At 45.9% G+C, this 20,528-nt stretch carries 18 protein-coding genes; 6 read left to right on the top strand and 12 right to left on the bottom strand.

Going from position 1 to position 20,528, the window contains the following annotated elements:
- Positions 1 to 206 precede the first annotated feature (206 nt).
- On the bottom strand, positions 207 to 1,775 hold the full coding sequence (locus FOA19_RS11775) for a glycoside hydrolase family 31 protein (protein ID WP_190300379.1): 1,569 nt from the start codon (positions 1,773 to 1,775) through the stop codon (positions 207 to 209).
- A gap of 25 nt (positions 1,776 to 1,800) precedes the next feature.
- Between FOA19_RS11775 and FOA19_RS23550 the strand changes: the two genes are divergently transcribed.
- The 3 genes from FOA19_RS23550 to FOA19_RS11785 all read left to right on the top strand — a co-directional run bounded on the left by FOA19_RS23550 (position 1,801) and on the right by FOA19_RS11785 (position 3,357).
- Positions 1,801 to 1,968 (top strand): hypothetical protein, encoded by a 168-nt coding sequence (locus FOA19_RS23550; RefSeq protein WP_223808861.1) that lies wholly within the window; start codon positions 1,801 to 1,803, stop codon positions 1,966 to 1,968.
- A 438-nt stretch (positions 1,969 to 2,406) separates the two neighbouring features.
- On the top strand, positions 2,407 to 2,748 hold the full coding sequence (locus tag FOA19_RS11780; RefSeq protein WP_149091017.1) for a hypothetical protein: 342 nt from the start codon (positions 2,407 to 2,409) through the stop codon (positions 2,746 to 2,748).
- Between the two features lie 159 nt (positions 2,749 to 2,907).
- A complete protein-coding gene (locus FOA19_RS11785; RefSeq protein ID WP_149091018.1) occupies positions 2,908 to 3,357 on the top strand; it encodes a hypothetical protein in 450 nt (149 codons plus the stop codon).
- A 426-nt stretch (positions 3,358 to 3,783) separates the two neighbouring features.
- Here FOA19_RS11785 and FOA19_RS11790 read toward each other — a convergent pair whose 3' ends face one another.
- The 5 genes from FOA19_RS11790 to FOA19_RS11810 form a co-directional block, all read right to left on the bottom strand.
- Positions 3,784 to 4,044 (bottom strand): hypothetical protein, encoded by a 261-nt coding sequence (locus tag FOA19_RS11790; RefSeq protein ID WP_149091019.1) that lies wholly within the window; start codon positions 4,042 to 4,044, stop codon positions 3,784 to 3,786.
- Positions 4,045 to 4,232: 188 nt separating this feature from the next.
- Positions 4,233 to 5,288 (bottom strand): ABC transporter permease, encoded by a 1,056-nt coding sequence (locus tag FOA19_RS11795; protein WP_149091020.1) that lies wholly within the window; start codon positions 5,286 to 5,288, stop codon positions 4,233 to 4,235.
- A gap of 7 nt (positions 5,289 to 5,295) precedes the next feature.
- The gene (locus FOA19_RS11800) at positions 5,296 to 6,654 is read right to left on the bottom strand and encodes an ABC transporter permease (RefSeq protein ID WP_149091021.1); all 1,359 of its coding nucleotides are present in this window, start codon (positions 6,652 to 6,654) and stop codon (positions 5,296 to 5,298) included.
- A gap of 3 nt (positions 6,655 to 6,657) precedes the next feature.
- Positions 6,658 to 8,160, bottom strand: a complete 1,503-nt coding sequence (locus FOA19_RS11805; RefSeq protein WP_190300380.1) for an ABC transporter substrate-binding protein — start codon at positions 8,158 to 8,160, stop codon at positions 6,658 to 6,660.
- Positions 8,161 to 8,505: 345 nt separating this feature from the next.
- Complete coding sequence (locus FOA19_RS11810) at positions 8,506 to 8,787, bottom strand: hypothetical protein (protein WP_149091023.1); 282 nt, start codon at positions 8,785 to 8,787, stop codon at positions 8,506 to 8,508.
- A 202-nt stretch (positions 8,788 to 8,989) separates the two neighbouring features.
- Between FOA19_RS11810 and FOA19_RS11815 the strand changes: the two genes are divergently transcribed.
- Positions 8,990 to 10,471: a hypothetical protein gene (locus tag FOA19_RS11815; protein ID WP_149091024.1), complete on the top strand. Its 1,482-nt coding sequence runs from the start codon at positions 8,990 to 8,992 to the stop codon at positions 10,469 to 10,471.
- A 15-nt stretch (positions 10,472 to 10,486) separates the two neighbouring features.
- Here the strand turns inward: FOA19_RS11815 and FOA19_RS11820 are convergent, their stop codons facing one another.
- The 4 genes from FOA19_RS11820 to FOA19_RS11835 all read right to left on the bottom strand — a co-directional run bounded on the left by FOA19_RS11820 (position 10,487) and on the right by FOA19_RS11835 (position 16,008).
- Positions 10,487 to 13,153 (bottom strand): carboxypeptidase regulatory-like domain-containing protein, encoded by a 2,667-nt coding sequence (locus FOA19_RS11820; RefSeq protein ID WP_149091025.1) that lies wholly within the window; start codon positions 13,151 to 13,153, stop codon positions 10,487 to 10,489.
- Between the two features lie 332 nt (positions 13,154 to 13,485).
- Entirely contained in the window at positions 13,486 to 14,229 is a 744-nt protein-coding gene (locus FOA19_RS11825; RefSeq protein WP_262713904.1) for a head GIN domain-containing protein, read from the bottom strand.
- 21 nt (positions 14,230 to 14,250) lie between these two features.
- Complete coding sequence (locus FOA19_RS11830) at positions 14,251 to 15,324, bottom strand: FecR family protein (RefSeq protein WP_149091027.1); 1,074 nt, start codon at positions 15,322 to 15,324, stop codon at positions 14,251 to 14,253.
- A 99-nt stretch (positions 15,325 to 15,423) separates the two neighbouring features.
- Positions 15,424 to 16,008: an RNA polymerase sigma-70 factor gene (locus FOA19_RS11835; protein ID WP_190300381.1), complete on the bottom strand. Its 585-nt coding sequence runs from the start codon at positions 16,006 to 16,008 to the stop codon at positions 15,424 to 15,426.
- 149 nt (positions 16,009 to 16,157) lie between these two features.
- Between FOA19_RS11835 and FOA19_RS11840 the strand changes: the two genes are divergently transcribed.
- A complete protein-coding gene (locus FOA19_RS11840) occupies positions 16,158 to 17,471 on the top strand; it encodes an MFS transporter (protein WP_223808862.1) in 1,314 nt (437 codons plus the stop codon).
- Positions 17,472 to 17,563: 92 nt separating this feature from the next.
- Here the strand turns inward: FOA19_RS11840 and FOA19_RS11845 are convergent, their stop codons facing one another.
- On the bottom strand, positions 17,564 to 19,216 hold the full coding sequence (locus FOA19_RS11845) for an amidohydrolase (RefSeq protein ID WP_149091029.1): 1,653 nt from the start codon (positions 19,214 to 19,216) through the stop codon (positions 17,564 to 17,566).
- On the bottom strand, positions 19,209 to 19,979 hold the full coding sequence (locus tag FOA19_RS11850) for an AMP nucleosidase (protein WP_149091030.1): 771 nt from the start codon (positions 19,977 to 19,979) through the stop codon (positions 19,209 to 19,211). Before FOA19_RS11850 ends, FOA19_RS11845 begins: the two co-directional genes overlap by 8 nt.
- Positions 19,980 to 20,054: 75 nt before the next feature.
- Between FOA19_RS11850 and FOA19_RS11855 the strand changes: the two genes are divergently transcribed.
- The gene (locus FOA19_RS11855) at positions 20,055 to 20,510 is read left to right on the top strand and encodes a type I restriction enzyme HsdR N-terminal domain-containing protein (RefSeq protein WP_149091031.1); all 456 of its coding nucleotides are present in this window, start codon (positions 20,055 to 20,057) and stop codon (positions 20,508 to 20,510) included.
- Positions 20,511 to 20,528: the final 18 nt, after the last annotated feature.

Here is a 20,528-nt window from a genome sequence, read left to right on the forward strand (position 1 = left end):
CGGAGGAAATTGAGCTTTCCCACCGTTCATTAACTTTTGGATAAGCTAAATGGTTAAAGGTCAGCCCTGCGTAGAAACTTTCCCTTACTACAGAATTGGACCTTTATTGTTTCGGCTTGTTAGAATTACCGCACCACTACAGACATAAGGATTCTTAATGACTTATTTTTTTGTGATGCTCCTTTCAGATAAAGGATAAGGTATATTTATTTACCAAGAAGAGTGAAAAAAGGAATCGTCTCTAAGTTGGCAGGGAAATCAATGGTTCTATTACCTTTCCATGTTTTGCCCTTTTGATCTCTCCATTGGCCTTTGGGTAAGACTACTTTACGGGAGGTAACACCTTTTTCCAGGATAGGGGCAACCAATACATTATTCCCTAACATGAACTGATCTTTAATTTTTGTATAGCCCTGGTGTGGGAATTCATACTCCATCATGCGTACTATTGGTTCTCCGGTTTGGGCAGCCGCTTTTACCAAATCCATGATAATGGGCACAAATTTTTGACGCAAAGCCACCGCTTCTTTCACGGCTTTTGCGTGCCTGGCATCCAAGATGCGGAAAGGGTTCACGGAAAACTGCATCATCGGCATAAAAGCGTGACACTGCGCCGACCTGACGATTAACTCCTGGTCAATTTGCTTTAAATCCAAAAACGAGCCGAATTCACCACCGCCAATCATGTCGGGGCAGGAAAAGGGATAACCCATCAAGCCTTGGAGCGTGATCTGCGGAATCAATTTGCGTAAATCATCCCAGTTGTGGGCTTTATCGGCTAAGCGTTGTGCCAGCGGTTCTCCTCCAACTTTCCAGGCGGCTCTAAACTCATTCAAAGGATAATTCACTCCTAGTTTATTGAACAACATGCTTTGGTCATGCGAAGAGATATTCCCGTAAGATTTAGCGTCATTATAGAAACGGATATCACCTGCATCGAATTTAAAGCCATCAACGCCGTACCTGGTTTGCAGGTAATCCAATATTGCTTGAAACCATTTAGACCCGTTCGGGTGGCTTAAGTCAATAACCGCACTCATGCCATTCCACCACTCTACCATCATGGGTTTAGAACCTTGGCCATTCAACAACAATCCGCCTTCCTGGGCCAATTGCCTGTATTCCCGGGAGTCTGCACTCACAAACGGACAAACCCACAGCATCACTTTAAATCCTTGGTTGTGCAAGGTATCCATCATGGCTTTAGGGTCTGGGAACTTGTTGGCATCAAATTCCCAAACACCGTAGTCATGCTGCCAGGTATCATCTATCATAATCACTCCTGGAGGCATGCCGTTTTTCAGCATTGATTGTGCGTAGTGCAGCACATCCTTTTGGTTTTGATTATAGGTTAATTCAATCCAGGTGTTGTACTGAGGTTTTTGGAATAATTCTGGATGAGGGAACTGTCCTTTGAAGGAAAATTGCTTGGAGGCTACTTCCCGATAAGCTTCTTTAAGGGTTTTGCCAGCGGTCTGCACCTTTACATTGCCTTTTCCATTGATTTCTATATTACTGGCATTTACAGAAAAATCCACAGGATTCTCTGTGAAAACATAGCGGCCCTTGTTTGATATGAAAAGCGGTTGGAGTTGATTATAGGTATTGGCTTTGGTCATGTCAAAGCTAAAATCCTTGAGTAAAGGCATCAGATGTCCTTGGTCAATAATACCTACAAACCATGCTTCATCTTTCTGGAATGTAATTTCGGTTTTGTCTTGTGAGTACCCAGATAATGTGATCACCAATCCTATAATTAGACAGAATATTCTCATGACATGAAGCCTTATAGACGAATGAATGTTGAAGAACGAAGGTTTGGATAAGTTATTCATCAACTTTGATGCTGATCTTGGAAGTATATCTCTTCTTCTTAAGCAAGGTTACTGGGCAGGTGCGGTACAGCATAGCAAAAGAAGTGCACTATACCTCACCATCATTGATATTGACAATATACAATATTTATAATTTTATTCAACCTGCTAGTTTATTTGAAAAACTAATGGGGAAGTGCAGTAGTTTGGATGATTGGTTTGCCTTTCTTTCCTGATATTATTTTCAGTATATGCTGCTATTGTAAACATTAAGTACTTAAAGAAGGCACCAAATATATCCTTGAACTAACTCTTTGCAGAGAAGGCCATGTATTTAAGAAAAGGGAATGGTACAATCTTGAAGGAATGAGCATAATCCTTTATTGATTAAGACCAGGGCACTATTGAGGACGTTTCCTGTAATCCTGACTTACAACAAAAACAGAACTAGCGCTGAGATAAGGCATTTTGTTCGTCCGGAAATTGGGTGGGTTCAGCGGCCAATTGTGTATGCCTACCGTTTTTAACCATATACGTTCTTAGCATTTCTTAATATGGATTAGATTCGAATAATTCAATTAAGGGTAAATCCATGCAGCACAGCCCGTTTACATACCAGCGAGTAATCATCTTGAAACTACAGGCGGGTTTCAGCAAGGAAGAGTTCGGGCGCGGCGATTCCATTGAAGACGTTGTGCAGTTGGCCCTCTGTTTTAGGTTTTTGCTGACCCAATTAGAAGGATCGGATTTTGACCAGGTGCTTCTCAAGGAAGCTTCCTGGCAAGTGGACTTGTTGCAGCACGAGGCTTACGCCATAACTTCTTCTCCCAAGAAGGATATGTTTATGTATCTCAAAGCATTCCATAACACCCATGAGGTGTTTCTTCGGCTACACTCTCAATGGAACATAATGCATGGTTCTTACTTAATTTGAGATTTGACGTTTCTATCTAACAACCGAGGCCTAGGCCCGGATTTTTGTTTTAGGTGCTATTTTCTTAAACTAGGGCAAAAAGCCACTATTTGCTAAGTACTTAGCTCCTCTCACCCAACATGTTGCCTTAGCTTTTTTCTAACCTGAATTCAATGGACAATGAAGACTAAATTGCCTTTCCAGGAAATCCCACCACCTACTTTTGACAACGACTTTGTTTCTATTTACCTATTTGGGGGCCATTCATTGCTGGTGCTGGAGTGGAAACGCCAGATTACCTTAGAGGAGCGGAGGGTGGGTTTTGGCCAAGGGCTTAAAATAACCAATCAACACCAGATCAGGTATTGGATCATTGATGATCTACAGATATTGATCATTAGTCCGGAAGAAAAGAATTGGGTACTCACCGATTGGATTGCTGAAGCATCTAAATCCTCAATCCTTAAATTGGGCGTCGTTTGTGCAGATTACTATCCCGTTCTGGTGGCCAATACTGAGTTTACCCACCAAGGAAAAGAGCAATATGAGACGGAAGGCGTTATCCAGCATGAGGTCTTCACTGATTACCCAAGCGCCCTCAGTTGGCTTTACCCAGATGGTTTCAAGTAAGGTTGTTTAAATTAAGGCAAGTTCTAGAGGTAGATAGGTTCTTTCTTATCTTATTTCAAAACCTTTCTGAAAGAGATTCAAGAGCCTACTAGGTTAGGCCTAATCTAAATGAAGATTTTGGATTTTGTCTTACCGTAAATCCTCAAGCACACTGAAAGGCAGTAGATTTTTTGAAGGTGGTTCTTGATAGAAAGGATGGCTAAAACCTTTTTTTGCCTTATCTTCTTAAATTAGGCTTAAAACAACCTAGGGGATATTCTTGAAGGAGGATGATTGTTTTTTTCTAGGCTAAGCAACTCTAACTGATAACTAGGGGCAAAAAAATGCCTGCCGGTGACAAGTCGGCAGGCAAACAGACAAACAACAAAAAAACTGAAACAAGAAACTAACTTCCGCATGGGGGGCTACGGAAGACAACTCAAAAACTTAATACCGAATTCCAGGGTGACCGGTTAGGGAATCAAATTCAAAGGTTCCTAAGAAGAATCCGTCCAAAACAAAGCCCTCAGACAAAGTGGTGGTAGAGAATTCCATTAGATTTTTAGCAGAGATAGAAGTGGAGACTTGGTTCTTGCCAAAAACAGACTGGGCAGTTTGTCCGCCGGGCTTTTTAGAAGCCTGTATGCTTACTTGTAAGCCTACCTGATTTTTAGAACTGTTCTTTAAACTTAACCCTAAGATGTCCATCTCCTTTTGCTCTTTTAATATGATACAATAATAGGGGGCTCCTTGCTCTGGAAATAGGAAACTATCTGTTACCAAATAACTATGAATATTTTGATATTTAGTTTAACTTGTTAGCTTAATGAAAGGCATAGCGGCACATTTGAGCTTTTAAAGGCTTATTAGTGATAAAATAAGAAAAGGAGAAAAGGCTATTTTATAACGGATTCTTGTCTGCGGTGGGCAGATATTCTGTTACCTAAAACCTGAAGGCTAAAGATGCTGGCGAGGAGAAAGGTAGCTGGAAAAGCCAAAAGCCACCACGCTTCAATGGAATACCGGGCATTGGCTAGCATTTTACCCCAGGAAGGAACATCAGGTGGTATTCCAATTCCTAAATAGGCCAAGGTTGATCCTACACCTAATAAACCCGAAGCAGCAAAGCAGAAGTTAGTTAGAATAGGTCCTTTTAGAGAAGGAGCAATAAAATGGGTGAAAACTCTATGAAAAGGGATGCCTAATGCCTGGGCGGATTCATAGTAAAAATCTTTTTTCAACTGCAGAACGCTGGCTCTGGCAATGCGGGCTGGTAGAACCCAATAGGTCGCACAGATCCAACCCATCAGGGTACCGAGCGAAAAATGGGTGAAGGCCGTTAGAAGCAACAACAAAAGCAACTTCGGCAATGCCGACCAAACATTGATTATCTTCTGTAGCCATTCATCAAAAGCTAAAGTGATGGATTTTCCTTTACCACGGTTTCCCGAGGATCCTTCTTTGAACAGCAGAAAATAGAGCAACGGAAGGGTGCTCCCGTAATAGGCCCAGTGGATTAGCGAGGATTCTGCAAAAACGGGCCAGAAATGAATGATGGGGTACATTGTGGCATAAACCAACAAAAGAATTACCAAGGAGAAAAACCTGTACATTGGAATTTTCCATCCAGAATTTCCTACCAGGGCGGCAATTGTTCCAAGTGCAACCCCTATCAAAGAAGCAGCAACTAAAGGAGGAATGGCTAAAAGCCAGGCCGTGCGGCAGCTTAGGAATAAGTAAGATAGAACATCCCTTCCTAGTTGATCGGTACCCAAGAAATGTTCAAAAGAAGTAAAGGGAGCAAGGTAGGCTTGTTCCGGTTGGGCTATCACCTGCGCACCCTGCATCACTAAAATCTGCGAAATGAAGGCTGCTCCCGTGAAGAGCAAAAGACAGGCAATGGAGGCCTTTTCGGCTAGAGACAAAGGGCTAAGTATGTTGGATTTGCGCATACTGCCCTTAATTGTTTCTCATTCTAGGGTCCGCCCAACGGTATACCATCTCCGTAAGCCCTACCACCACCAACCGGAAGGTTAGAAGCATAAGGGTTAATCCTACAAGCACCGGATAATCGGCGTTCAGGATGGATTTGGTTAACAGGCTACCAATACCCGGCAAAGAAAACGTTATTTCCACCACCAATATACCGGCCATCAAGCCAATTACCACTTCGCTCACCAAGGTGATGGTGGGGAGCAGGGCATTAGGTACTAGATGTTTTAGAAGCGTTTTTTGAAAAGTAAGTCCTTTAGCAAGCGCGGTGCGCTGGTACAAGGCAGATGTTTGGGAGGCCAGGCTTCGGTGGAACTGCAAAGTAAGGTGCGGGATTATCAGGAGTGACACGCATAGGCTACCCAACAAAATAGAAGGGGAGGCCACATACCTCCAAAAACTGTCATCATTATCTGCTTCAAAAGAAGGAAATACAGAGCCACCTATAAGTAAAAACACGCCCAATAAGGAAAGCGCAATTAGAAAGGCCGGGATACTGTCCAAGACAAACATAAATTGCCTTAGCAGAAAAGTGAAAGGGCTGAGGGGATTTTGCGTAAAGTATAGGCCGGCAAAGAAAGAAACCAGAAGCGCAGCTAATAGCCCCAGCAACCCTAATGCTATGGAGATTGCGGCCCCGTCCTTTATTTTGGTTGAAACGAGTTCATAGTCTTGGGAAGAAGAACCAAGATTGCCTTGCAGGAGCTGAGTTATCCAATGATGGTATACGTTGTCTCTGCCTTGCCATTCCAATACCGGAAAGTAATAATAGATGGGTGCCGGTTGATCTACTAAGTTCTGCCAAGCGGTGAGAAGCTGGTTTGAGCTTGGCTTCTGAGACACCCGCAATGCCTCAGCTATTTCGTTTTCCTGGATTTTTCTTTCTGCGTAGACGTCAAGATAAGCCCAGGAAAGTAATTCAGGAAGCAGAAGCCTATTGCTTTGTTCAGGTGCCTGCCTGAACCATTGTTGCCATAGGTCATAAAACCTGGTAGTTTCTTCCTTGCCGTGCCTTAAAACAGCTTCGGATACCCAGGGCTGGTCTATGGGGGATGGCTTCAGTTGGTCCGCCACTTTCTGGCCTTTAAGGAGGACTTTGAAGTAAAAGAGAGGCTTGTCAAGTCCGGTTCTTTTTTGAAAGTCTGCTTTCAGGCGATTGCGGGAAGCAGCATCAGCAGCCCCATAGGTGGCAGCATCGGATTCGTTCATTCCTTTGGGCGTCTGACCTGCCGGCAGCAAACGAGCCATCATGAACACAAAGGAAGCAGTAAGCCATAGCGAAAAGGCAAATTTCAGTACCTGAAAAGCGACCGTTCGCAATGCCATTGCCTATTTTTTGAGGGTAGCTTTGGTCAGATCATACCCGGGTTTTAAGCCAGAAATGATTACTGCATCCAGTTTCTTTGAGACCGCCATTTTATTCTGCTGAAAGTAAAGCGGTATAAGATTGCTTTCTTCCTGCATTGCCTTTTGCAACGATTTAAGTAAAAGCGCCTTTTCTGCCGTGTGTTCTTCCACAGCAATCTTTTCAAGAAGCTGATCGGTTTCTGGGTTGCCAAAACCAGTTACATTAGGGCCGCCCTCTTTGCCGTTGGAGGTATGGAGCAAAGGAATTAGATTATAGGAAAAGGGGGTACTTACCAAAGTCCTGAAATAAAGATCGAACTTTCTGCTCTCCAGTCTTTCGCTAATTTGGCTGCTTTCCAAGGCTTGGAGCGTAACCGGGATACCCAAGGATTTGGCGTTCTGCTTAAAAAGCAAACTCATGTTTTCAAAATCAGAGTTTCCGGCCCGGTACAATAGTTCCAGGGTCAGAGTTTGTGGCCTTCCATTTACATTTTTCTGCCACCCCGTGGAGGTTTGCTGCCACCCGGCTTCCCGTAACAGAGTTTTGGCTTTCTCAGGGTCAAACTTGATCTGCGGCAGCTCAGCATTATAAAAGTTTTTTTCCTGGGGGTGCACCAATCCAACCGTCGGCGTAGCCAGGCCTCCTTGCAGAGAGGAAATAATCTGGGGGATGTTCACTAAATGGGCAAGGGCTTGTCTGGTTAATCTGTTTTCCAGTTTCGGGTTTTGGCCGTTCAATCCCATGAAAACAAAATCAAAAGAAGTGGGGGAGTAGAAGTTATAGAGTTGCTGGTACTTCTTGTCCTGCTTCATTTCTTGAAAAGTAACCAGGGGAATATTGTCCATGACATCTAGCTGCTGGGTTTTCAAAGCCAGTAAGGCAGCAGCATTGTCTGGCAGAACCTGAAATAGGATACGTGACGGATTCGCCCTCAGAACGGTTTCCGGAGCCTCCACTTTGTTTCCCCACCAGGCTTTCTTTTTTTCCAACACCAATGATTGACCCGCACTCCATTTCTTTAGCACATAAGGACCGCTCCCTTTTACCAAGGCTGTATCCCTGGCAAAGCCAGGCTGGTTTATAGAGGAAGCAAATGCTTTGAAAGTGGACGTAGAGGACAAGGAATCAAATTTTTGCCTGATCAACTGGAAAGGAACGGAAGCCAGAATTCCTTTTGGGTCAAACTGGTGTGCCGGAAGCACAAAAAAGTCTCCCGTCATCAATTTCATTTCTGGGGTATAGCCTGTGCAGACAAGCGTGAACGTTTTGGGGCTGTTTTTAGAAAACTGAATGTCTTTGATGAAATCATATTGATCTCGCCACCGCTCATTATCCAGTAAGGGGCTGTGCAGCATCTTAAGGGAAAATGCCACGTCCTGCGCCGTCACCGGAGTCCCATTGTCCCACTGCGCCTCCGGCCGAATGGCAAAGGTGAAGTAGGAAACAGAGTCCTCTCGTTTGATGGTAGGCAATTCTGCGGCCAAAAGGGGTTGAATTGAATTGTTGCTTAAGTCAACCGTTAAGAGGCTTTGGTAAATATAATTTAGGATCTGAAGCGCAGGAGCATTTCCGTAGCTTAGCGGATGCAATGATTCAGGGTCTTGGGCAAACCTTACTTTTATGGCCGGTTCTTTGGAAGGAGAAGAGCAAGATAAAAGCCATAAAAAAAGTAAGCTAAGGCTCTTTGCGCAGTAGTTTTTCATAGAGAGCAAGAAGTACAGGCATACGCCGCGCTCAATATTACAAAACTTGCCCCAAATAGCCTTAGCCCAATGATAGAACTCATGCAGATAGACGTTAATCTATCTTTTATAGCTGAAAAGAAGTACTTAGTCTCTGGTGTCCCAAGTTCCGGATCCACCAAAACCAGTTTCCCCTGAACTTGTCCCAGTACCACCTGTGGTGGTTGTTGTCTGAGTGGAATAAGTAGAGGTTGTACCAGATGTTGTGGAATTGGTTTTGGTGTTGTTTTTTTCTTTGTTTTCTGCGGTGTTTCCTGTTAAAACCGAGAGTTGTAAGAGCAGAGCGATAAGTAATTCTACCATGACGTTTATAGGATTAAAGTATAAAACAAATTTACGCTGTTGGTACTCTGGAAATAAAGGAAACAAGTGTCCTCTGTTTAACTATGAAAAAACATATAAAAAATATAACTAAACGTGAAAACCCTTTTTAATATAAATGTTTTTAACTTATTTGATCCTAAAAGATAGGTAAGTTTCTTAACTAAATATATTTTACAATTTATAGATTGATTGCAATTATTCAAAAATTAGGGGCCTAATTTACATATGATGCACTTGAATTAAGTAGATGGAGGAACTGAAAAAAATCATACGCATAATAGAAAAGAGAGGTGGTATTTCTCCACAAATTTTTACCAACAACTCTAAAGAGAAACGACTTTATCTGGAAGTTGTGAAAGGCAACATTTCGGATGAAGAATCAGCAAAAGCTATACTTTACGGAGACAGTGATGAGAGAGATGGCTTAAAAATGATTAAATCAAGATTGAGGAAAAAGTTAATGAATCAGCTTTTCCTTTTGGATGATAGGAGAGATGGGTTGCCAGCCTCCCACTCTGTTGAGCAGAATTGTTTAGCCAAGTTTTACCAAGCCAGGGTATTAATAGATGCCGGGGGCAATGATATTGCGCTGCCTCTTTTAAAGCAGGTTTTGACCAAAACCGTAGAATACGATTTCAATTATATTTCCTCTCTTTGCTTAAGACTTGTGCTGCAATCTTGTATAAACCTAAAAGAAAAAGCATTCTTCTATAAAGCCCTACATCAATTAAATGAATTAAACCCAAAGCTAACGGCAGACCAGGAATCTGAACTACTTTTTATGCAGGCTAGTATTGAGTTAAGTGGCTCTGTAGTGGCTAGAAAGAATTACCTGAAACAGATTGACAAAGTCTTAAGTAAGATGTTAGCCCTATGGCAGCAAGCTCATACATTTGAAACTTTCCATAACTATTACAGATTATCTATTTGGTCACATGAATTAACGGGAGATTTTGACCAAATAGTTCTGGTGACGAACATGTCAGAAAAGGTGCTGCAGGAACACAAGTTCGTCGCTAATAGAATTGATATAAGGTTTAATAAATTCATTCAGGTTTACGCGCACTTAAGAGCTAAAAAATTGGAAGAAGGCCTGGTTCTGGCCAATACGTACCTGCCTTTGTTCTCCACATCTAGCAATAACTGGTTTGCTTACATGGAGAACTATACCTTGTTAGCCATCCATGCGAAGAAATACGAGGTAGCGCATATGTTGCTCCATCAGGTACAGGAAAACCCTTTTATAAAGAAAATCAACAAGTTGGCGCAGGAAAGGTGGACCTTGCTAGAGGCGTATTTACAGTTTATTGCTCCTCAAAAAGAAAGCCCTTTGAAATGGAAAAGCTTGGTGCAAAATTCACCTTCTTACAGCAAAGACAAGGAGGGGTTCAACGTCGCTATTCTTATTCTCCAAGTGATGTATTACCTGGAAATTGTGGATTACGAAGCATTGGAATATAGGGTGGATTCCTTGAAAAAGTATGCGCAACATCATTTTAAAGATAGTTTTAGTGAGCGTAGCCGCATATTTTTTAAACTCTTAACAGTGTTAGTCCGATCTAATTTTGAGTACAGTACAACCCATAAAAAGGGCCATTATTTATACCATAAATTGCAGAAAACCCCCACGCCAGGTGATGCTTATGCTGAAATAGAGATTATTCCCTATGAGCATTTGTGGGAATTTATTTTGGAAAGGATAAAGAAAACAGCCTTATATGCTAAATAAGTACTTTCCCTATTTTTAGAATTGAACCCTATAACCCAAGTAAGGATAAACGCCTAACTGGTAATAGGTTTTAGCTTCATTCTGTTCTAGGTCCCAACCGTAATACAACTCGTTTTTACGGTTGGTGAGGTTGTCTGCTGCCACAAAAAACCAGTGGGTAGTTTTGGGGGTGTTTAGCTGGTAAGACAACCGTAGATCAGTTCTGAAATATCTCCTTAATCTTGGATGATAAGCGTGGGCTACATCGTAGTAGATTTTATCTGTTTCCTCGTTTTTGGTTCTTATTTCATCAATGGGGATATACCTTCTTCCACCGGAATAATTTACCCTTAAGTCTACGGATAAATGGTGTCGGTTAGAATTGTCTAAGTTGAATTCTTTGCCTATCAAAAAATTAGAAATATATCCTATGCTAAATGCCGTAGGTCTTTTTTGGCCATCACCTCCGGTAAAGGAAGATTTTAGAAAGGATACATTGCCCAAAGCATAGTACCCATTTTTGAGGAATCGCTCTGCTGTAAGTTCCAGACCGTAATTTTTACCTGTTCCTTTGCTCACCACACTGTCTACAGTCACAAAGCTGTAATCGGTACCTAGGTTAAGCATGGAGAAAGCTTCTTCTCCCTCTCTTTTGCTAACTGGTACTTTATAATGGTATTGGTAGTAGGCCTCAGCTTTTAGGCGCCAGCTGGAGTTAATGTTATAATTATAGCCAAGCACCGCCTGGCGGCTTCTGGTGAAGTCCAGTTGGTTGTAGGGCTGGTTGAATTCTGGTTTCTCCTGGGAGAAGAAACGGTACTCATAATACACCAATGGTTGGGTTTGGCTGTGCAACCCAGCCGAGAGGTACAGCTTTTGAGCATCAGAGATAAAATAGTCTAAGGAGAGCCTGGGTTCTACGGCTAGCCTGTCACCTATTGAAAACCTTTGGCTGTAGAGGCCTGCCTGAAAATCCAGCCGGGGAGTAAGGGAGATTTTTGAAAGAAGATAAGCTTGTAAAAGAGAGGCAGCACCCTGGGCATCCAAGGGAATCTCATACACGTCCCTATGGTCTTGGTACATGATTTCTTGGTTGTTGTAGTACATCTTCTGCCAGGTTAATCCACTTTTGACCAGAATCCGGTGGTTGGGCTTATGGGTGACATTGAACCGGGTAATGAGTTGCTTTTCAAAATTGCGCAGGTAATAAAACAACCGAGAGGTATGGTTCCGGTAATTAGCGATGCTAGTGGCTTCCACCTGGCTACCTGAGGCGGATATGATCAACTCCGTTACGGTTTTGGGGATGTTAGAATAAGTATGGTGCACCCCGAAGGCATACATCTGGTTATAGAGGGTGGGCTCCAGGCGGTATCTGACCTTTCCCCAAGTGGTGGTGTCCTGGTCTATGTCATAGATGGTGACACTGCTACTGCCTGCTATTCCCCAAGCCGTAAATTTACCCGCCTTGGGGGTGGGCAACACCAATTTAAAGGCACCATCCTGGTAACGGGGGAGACCTTCATAGCCAATACTAACGCCAATTCTTTCCAAAGGACGGAAGGTGAACAGGCGCATACTTCCCAAAAAGGAGCCTCCCCATTTCTTCACCAACGGACCCTCGGTGACTACTTCCATTCCGTTCAAACCCAATTGCAGGGTGTTCTCAACCTTTTTGTTGTTTCCTTCCCTCAGCCGTACATCCATCACAGCCCCAATCCGGTTTCCGTACTCGGCTGGGAAGGCACCGGTAAGGAAGTCAGAGTTGGCCAGCAGGTTGTTGTTGAGCATACTGAAGGCGCCTCCGGTGTTTGGGGTAAAAGTAAAGTGATTGGGGTTGGGAATTTCCACGCCTTCAAGGCGCCAGAGAACACCCAAGGGAGAGTTGCCTCTTACTATCAAATCATTGCGTTGGTCAGAAGCACTGGAAACACCGGCGTAGTTGGCGGCCATGCGGCTAGGGTCCTGCCGTGAACCGGCAAACCGGTTGATCTCCTCGGTTCTAAGGGTATGCACGCTAGAGGAGATAAGCAGGTTCTGGGGTAGGGTTTTGTCTCGTTCTGCCACTACCACAACCTCAGCCTGCTGAATAAAGCTCTCCTCCAATTGCACGGATACTATGGTTTCCTTACCAGACACTACCATGATGTTAGAGATCTCGCCTTCTTTGTAACCTAAATAGGTCACCTTGAGGTAGTGTCTGCCAATGGGTATTTTCTCCAACACAAATGAGCCGTCCGCATTCGTGCTCACCGCCCGGGTAGGTTCCATTGATAAAAGTATAACAGTAGCTCCTATTAAAGGGGTTTTTAGCTTGGCGTCAACCACGCTTCCCCTTAAGGTCTGGGTATAGGCTGATAAAGGAACAGTAGAGACGGTAGTGGCACTCTTGGGCTTTAATACAATCTGTTCACCTATCACCTGAAAAGAAAGGTCAGCGCACCGGCACAAAGCCTGCAAGGCTTTTTCCAGGGGAAGGGCATTAGCAGTGCAGGAAATCGGTGTTTTTAGGGGGAGCTGGCTGTCGCTGTAGGAGAAGTTCAAAGAATAGCGCCTTTGCAGGTCCTGGAGCACTTGTTCCAGCGGTTTCCCTTGGTAATGATAGGTAACCGAGACCTCATCCGGCAAATCCTGCGCTTCTGATCTCGGAGAGGAAAGGATCAGGAAAATAGCGCACAGAAATATGGGTAGATGTCTAAGCAAAGCCTGGATTTTGAAAATTGTGGATGGTCAGCTAGGGAATTTTACTTGCCTGCTAATTTCCGCATTTCATGAATATTTACAAAATCCTATAATTAAAATATAGTAAAGAAATTCCTGTCCAACCTCCTTGTTCTTAGTTTATTAGCCGTTTTCGGAAAAAGAAGTAGAAAGTACCCTTGGTCTTAAAAACAGTTTGTGGCTTTGTTTTTAGAAATCAACTTAAAACCTAGAATGGATGCGGAAAGACCTCAAAGGATATAATTTCGGCTTTAGCTAGAGGGTAGGTTAAGTATGCAATAAAAACGGCTGCCTTAGATTGGGCAGCCGTTTTTTTAGTTGTCGTTGAATACCTTTCCGCTTCCGGAGGTGAAGGTAGATACCAGGTAGGGGTACCCCCGATAGTAAATGTTTCCGCTTCCGGTAACCGTAGCATCCAGGATCTTGTCTACCCAGATTTTCTGAAATCCTGAGCCGGTGGACTTGGTTTTTGCCGTGTCTGCATGTAGAAAATACCCTTGGATGTTTCCAGAGCCGGTAAGGGTAGTCTCCAGATGGTTGGCAAAGCCCTCTAGTTCTACATTGCCAGACCCTGTATTCTGGACATGGATTCTGTCTGTGCTTCCGATATACCTGATGGAGCCTGAACCTGTTAAACTGATATTCAAAGACCCTGAGGAAGGGACCGATTGCAGGCGCATAGAGCCAGAGCTCTTTAACTCGGCAGCCTTCAAATCGGGTAAGGAGATGTATATGTTCGTGTCTTCGTCTGCGTACTCCAGGCAGGATTCTGATCTAATAACCAAAGCGTTCCCTTCCACCTCGGTAAGAATCTCTGGTAGCAGGTTAGCAAAGCTTTGCACACTAACCGAAAACTTGGAGCCGGCGGAAACATGAACGTTCCCCCCAATACGCATGTCTATCGTCTTGAAAGAAGCTACCTCCCTTTGCTCTGTTTTAGTCTCACCGCTACCTTTCTTGCATGGGCCTGTGCCCAAAATATCACAAGAGGTAAAAAGGAAGACATAAAGGCAAAGCAAAAGGAAGTAGCATCCTTTTGAATAATAAATGGAGTTCACAATTCTGGCAGGTGAAAGTTCTTACTTGCAACCTGCGCCATCCAGGGTATAGGAGCCCGTGGCAGTTTGGTTTACCTTAAGGTCTGAGGAAGCCTTCAGAACGGATAAGATCTCTTGCAGTTCAGGGTTCTCAAACGTACCGGTAAAAGTACATGCCTGCAGGCTCTGGTTAGGAACTTCCACTGAAACTTTGAAGTATTCCTCCAGTTGATCTGCTACGGCTTGGATAGACGTGTTTTTGAACACCAGGCTCCGCCAAGTGGTAGCAGCAGACTTCTGGGTTTCTTGTCGGTTAAGCTGTCCGTTGGCGGCAAGGTGCCCCGTAAAGCCAGGGGTGAGCAGTACCTGCTTTTTGTCTTTCAAAGAAGATAGGGCCACTTTCCCGGTATACACTGCTACAGAAACATCAGCCTCGTTTTTAAGGGCCCGCACATTGAAAGACGTTCCCAGTACCTTGGTCTGGGCATCTCCGCTTTTCACTACGAATGGCTGGTTAGGGTTTTTACGCACCTCAAAGAACCCTTCCCCCACGAGCTCAACCCTGCGCTCAGCCCCCTTGAAGGCGGTATGGTAGCGCAGGACCGAGTTTTCGTTCAGCGTGACTTGGCTGCTGTCCGGCAAATAGATCAGCTGTCTCTGGCCCGCTGCGGTGGCTACTTGGGTCCAGGCAACCGGATTGGTGTTAAACTGCAAATACCCTATCCAAGCCAAACCAGCGGCTAGTACGAAGGCGGCGGCATACTTGTACAGGGTGTTCCAAGGGAAAAGCTGTCTTTCAACGGTTTCCTGGGACGCCTCATATGCTTGCGGCTCCGCAGGAATCAGTGGGATTACTTTAGTTTCAGTAGGGAGCTCCAACTTGGCGCTGAGCTTGGTCCAGGCTAGTTCCGCATCTGGGTTGAAGGTTTGGTTTTGTTCGGTACCTACTTCGTCCCAGACTTCCAGGGCTTCGGTCCATTGTTGCAGGTGGGCGTCATCTTCGTTCAACCAGGCAGAAAACGCTAGTTGTTCTTGATCCGTCAGTTCCCCCCGCAAAGCTTTAGCCATCAAGACCCATTCAGGGTTCTCGATGTGGTCAGGTTTTGTTTGTGTCATGGTAGTGTTAGTGTCGTGGTGTATATATGACAGATAAAAGTCCCCGGACCCCTATGCCCACGTCAATATTTTCTAAACTAATGTGATGGTTTTGTTTGCCTAGGCTAAGGCAGCAATAAATGAAGAGGTTAAGAACATTAATAGCAGATGTTCCCGCAGAATGCGTAAGGCTTTACCCATTTGGTTTTCCACCGTTTTTGGGGAAAGCTCCAGCGTTTCGGCAATTTCTTTGTAGGTAAGTTCCTCAAAACGGCTCATCTCAAAAATGAGGCGGCACTGGGGCGGCAACTCATTGAGCGCCTGCTGAATACGCCCTTCCATCTCGGTTCCTGCCAGAAGCTCCATGGTGGTGTTGGCAGAAAGGGTAGATTCAAAAGGAGTGGTGTCCTCAGAAAGGACCAGGCGTTTCTGCTTCTCAATGTAGTTCAAGGCCTGGTTGGTGACAGACCGGACAAGGTAGGCTTTGTAAGAGGTATTGATTTCCAGCACCTCCCGGTTTTGCCAAATCTTGCAGAAGACTTCTTGCACTAAGTCCTCGGCGGCCTCGGTGTCTTTGGTGAAACGCACAGCCGTTCTACAAAGCAGGGTATAGTACTGCTTGAACAACGTCTCCATGAAAAGCGTCTCATTGGTTTTGAGCAGGGTGTGCAACTCCTGGTCTTGGGTAAGTAGAGGTGTACCCATATGCATAAAGTTAAGTGTACTGCAAAGATATAAGAACCTGCGAGTCATCCTATATTTTCGCCTTAAAATCAAAGAACCATACCTGTTTATTAGAGTATTTTCCTTAACTAGAACCCCAAACTGAGCTTTACCCCGGCAGGCCTGCCCCTATGATGCAAACCATTAAGAAAAATGACCCTAAAGTATTGAGAGCCTGGTGCTTTTATGATTGGGCCAATTCCGTTTACTCGCTTGTTATTACCACCGCCATTTTCCCGATTTACTATGTGGCCATTACCAAAGGTGACAGGGGAGACCTGGTCAGTTTTTTTGGGTTGGAGATCTCTGCCTCGGTGCTGTACAGTTACGCCTTGACCGGTGCCTTCCTTACCATAGCCTTTTTGAGTCCGTTGCTCACGGCCATCGCAGATTACGGGGGCAACAAGAAGAACTTCATGCGTTTTTTCTGCTACATGGGTTCCACGGCTTGTATGGGCCTATTCTTTTTCACCCAAGAGACGTTTTCTGTCTCGTTGCTGCTGTTCATGGTGGCGGCCATCGGGTTTAGCGGCAGTATCGTTTTTTATAATTCCTACCTGCCAGAGATAGCCACCGAGGATAACTTTGACAAGCTGAGCGCCCGTGGTTTCTCGCTGGGGTACATTGGCAGTATGATCCTATTGATCCTCTCTTTGGGCCTGGTGCTTTTCCCGGATCTGGTGGGGATTGAGGACGATGGTCTCCCGGCCAGGATTTCCTTTTTGATGACGGGTTTGTGGTGGTTCGGGTTTGCCCAATTTTCCTTCGCCTACCTGCCCAACAACCGCAGCCCGAAGGAGAAAGAAGGCGGTTACCTGCTCAATGGCTTCCGGGAACTGGGCAAAGTTTTGGGCATGCTCAAAGAACTGCCGTTGCTCAAGCGTTTCCTCCTGGCTTTTTTCTTCTACAACATGGGCGTACAGACCGTGATGTATGTGGCCTCTTTGTTTGGGTCTAAAGAACTGAACCTGCCAGATACCGCTTTGATCACGGTGTTGCTCATCATCCAGGCCGTTGCCATTGCCGGGGCTTACTTCTTTGCCTGGCTATCCGGGAAAGTGGGTAACACCATGGCCCTCATGTATGCCGTAGTGGTTTGGGTGGGAATTACCATCGGGGCGTATTTCGTGACGACCGGCAACCAATATTACGTGCTGGCCTTTGTGGTGGGCGCCGTAATGGGCGGGGTGCAGTCGCTTTCCCGGTCTACGTACAGCAAGCTGCTCCCCGAGACGAACGACCACGCCTCTTTCTTCAGCTTCTATGATATCTGCGATAAAGTAGGTTTGGCGCTGGGAACGCTTTCCTTCGGGATTACCGAGCAGATCTTCGGGTCTATGCGCAACAGTATCCTGACCTTACTTGTGTTTTTCGTGATAGGTTTAATTGTACTGTTTTCCATCAGAACCCGCAAACTGGCTCCCGTGACTGCCACCGTGGCTTAAAAGTAGATACTATATGAAAAGAGAAAGGGCACCCAACTAAATGGATGCCCTTTCTCTTTTAGGCTTGTTTTCAGGAAAACACCTTGAAAACACTATTTCTGGCCGTACACCTTTTCGCCGTTAAGATAAGTGCTGATCACTTTCACTCCTCTGATGGCTTCTGGTTTGATGGTCATGATGTCTTGGTCCAGGATCACAAAATCGGCTACTTTGCCGGGCTCTATACTGCCCTTCTGTTTTTCCTCAAAATTGGCGTAGGCGGCCCAGATGGTGGTGCCCCGCAATGCTTCTTCGCGGGTCAAGGCATTCTCCATTTGGAAACCTCCTTCAGGGAAATTCTCAGCGTCTTGTCGCGCAATAGCCGAGTGGAAGCCGAACAAAGGGTTGATGTGCTCTACCGGGAAATCTGAACCCAACGGCAGGATGTTGTTCTGCTGCAGCAAAGCCTTAAAAGCGTAGGCGTGTTTTACCCGGTCCAAGCCCAGGCGCTCGCTGGCCCAGTACATGTCTGAGGTAGCGTGGGTGGGTTGCACCGAGGGCAGAATGCTGTACTTACCAAACAACGGCACATCGGCAGGGTTTACTACCTGCGCGTGTTCAATCCGCCAGCGGCGGTCGTTTTTGCCTTTCAGGTTATCGCCGTAAATCTGCAGGATCACCCGGTTGGCAGAATCCCCGATGGCGTGGGTGTTCATCTGGAAGTTGTGCTGGTAAATCTCTGCCGCCAAATCTTTGTAGGCTTGTACCGTCTCCAACAAGAAACCCGTTTCATTTGGTCTATCAGAGTACGGGTGGATCAGACAAGCGCCTCTTGATCCTAAAGCGCCATCGCCGTACACTTTGAAGGACCGCACATTCAATCGGTCAGTTGAATAGGGGCCGTTTTTGAAAAAATGGGCCTTATTCTCCGGGGTTGGGCTGAGCATGGCATACACGCGTACGCGCAGCTCGTCTTTCTTCTGCAGGGAGTCCAGAAGATCCACCGCATCTTTGGGCAAGCCTGCATCTACCACGGTGGTAATACCCACCTCAAATAGATTCTGCTCCGCCTCCTTCAATACCTCGGTCAGTTCTTTTACCGAAGGCATCGGCATTTTCTCAGAAGCCAAATCGCCGGCATTATCTACCAAGATGCCAGTCAGTTTGCCGTTCTTCACTTCCACGCGGCCGCCGTTCACCTGGGTCTGAGCATTTATTCCCGCCAAGTCAAGGGCCTTCTGGTTCGCCAGGAAAGCATGGCCATCCACGCGCTGTATCAATACCGGCAGATCCGGGAAGAGCTGGTCTAGGGTGTCTTTGGTAGGGAACTGCTTTACTTTCCAGTCGTTCTGGTCCCAACCTCGGCCAGTCAGCCAGGCGGCATCCGGATGTTCCTGGCGCTGTTTCTGGAGGCGCTGGATTACCTCGGCAAAAGAGGTGGTGCCCACCAGGTCTGCCTCACGCTGGTTCATGGCGTAGCGGTAGAAGTGGGCATGGCCGTCAATGAGGCCAGGGTACACCGGTTTGCCTTGAGCGTCTACCTCTTGGGCAGCTTTGTACTTCTGGCGCAAGCCATCGGAGGTGCCCACCTCCAGGATTTTTCCGTCTTTCACGGCAAAGGCCTGTGCTTTGTCAAAACCGGCATTCACCGTGTACACATTGGCGTTATACACGAGCAGATCGGCTTTCTCACCGCGGCTACAGGAAGATAGGAGGGACAGGCCGAAAATGGCAGACAGCCCCAGGGTACTCCACTTTCTATTCATAGCGCAGGTGCTTCACAGATTCGCCGGAGTCACGCAGCTCCAGCAATGAGTCAATTCCTATTTGAAGGTGTTTGGTCACGAAATCAGCGGTGATTCTCAGATCGCTCTCGGCGGTTTTCACGCCGTCTGGGGTCATGGGATTATCAGACACCAACAACAGGGCGCCGTGCGGAATATCGTTCATGAAGCCCACCACAAAGATGGTAGCGGTTTCCATGTCTACGCCTAAAGCCCTGATGGAAAGCAGGTACTCCTTAAATTCCTCGTCATGCTCCCACACGCGGCGGTTGGTGGTGTAGACGGTGCCGGTCCAGTAGTCCATCTCGTGCTTCTTGATCATGGACGACACGGCCCGCTGTAGACGGAATGAAGGCAAAGCCGGGATTTCCGGTGGAAGGTAGTCATCTGAGGTTCCCTCGCCGCGGATGGCCGCGATAGGCAAGATTAGGTCGCCCAATCGGGATTTCTTAAGCCCACCGCATTTGCCCAGGAACAAAGCCGCCTTCGGCTTCACTGCCGACAGCAGGTCCATTACCGTGGCTGCCATGGCGCTGCCCATCCCGAAGTTGATGATGGTGATGTTCTGGGCGGTAGCCGTCTGCATGGGTTTGTCTGAGCCTTTGATCTCCACCCCGAACTGATCGGCGAACATGACCACGTAGTTGAGGAAGTTGGTTAAAAGGATGTATTCCCCAAACTCATTTAGCGGCCGCCCGGTGTAGCGGGGCAACCAGTTTTCTACAATCTCCTTTTTGGTCTTCATAGTTTATTTTGGTTCAATTTTGAGAAAATCGGTCTGAAAACGGCAGCTCTGCTTCAAGGTTTGTACTTTTGAGGCATGGAACAGCTTTCATTGCCGGCGTATTCCTACAAACTTAAGGATTCTGAAGGGAAAAAATTTATTCTGGACCAGGTAAGGCGCAAATATGTGGTGTTAACCCCAGAGGAATGGGTACGGCAGCACATCATCCATTTGTTGCACACCCACCTGAATTACCCTCTGTCTCTAATGAGCGTGGAGCGCGGCACTAAATACAATACCCTGCAAAAACGCACCGATCTTCGGGTCTACTCCACAGAAGGTTCACCGCTCTTGTTAGTGGAATGCAAAGCCGTGCACGTGCCCATCACCGAGGCCACCGTCAGGCAAGTAGCCGTTTATAACCAAACCATAGGCGCACCTTTCCTCATGGTGAGCAACGGGCGGGACCATTACTGCTGGCACGTGCATAATGAAACAAAGCAGATTACGCCTATTCCGGTTTTGCCTTCTTTCCAGGAAATCGGCCTATAAACAAGTACGTGTGTTTTG

The organism is Rufibacter hautae (genome assembly GCF_008271695.1).
Classification (GTDB): Bacteria; Bacteroidota; Bacteroidia; order Cytophagales; family Hymenobacteraceae; genus Nibribacter; species Nibribacter hautae.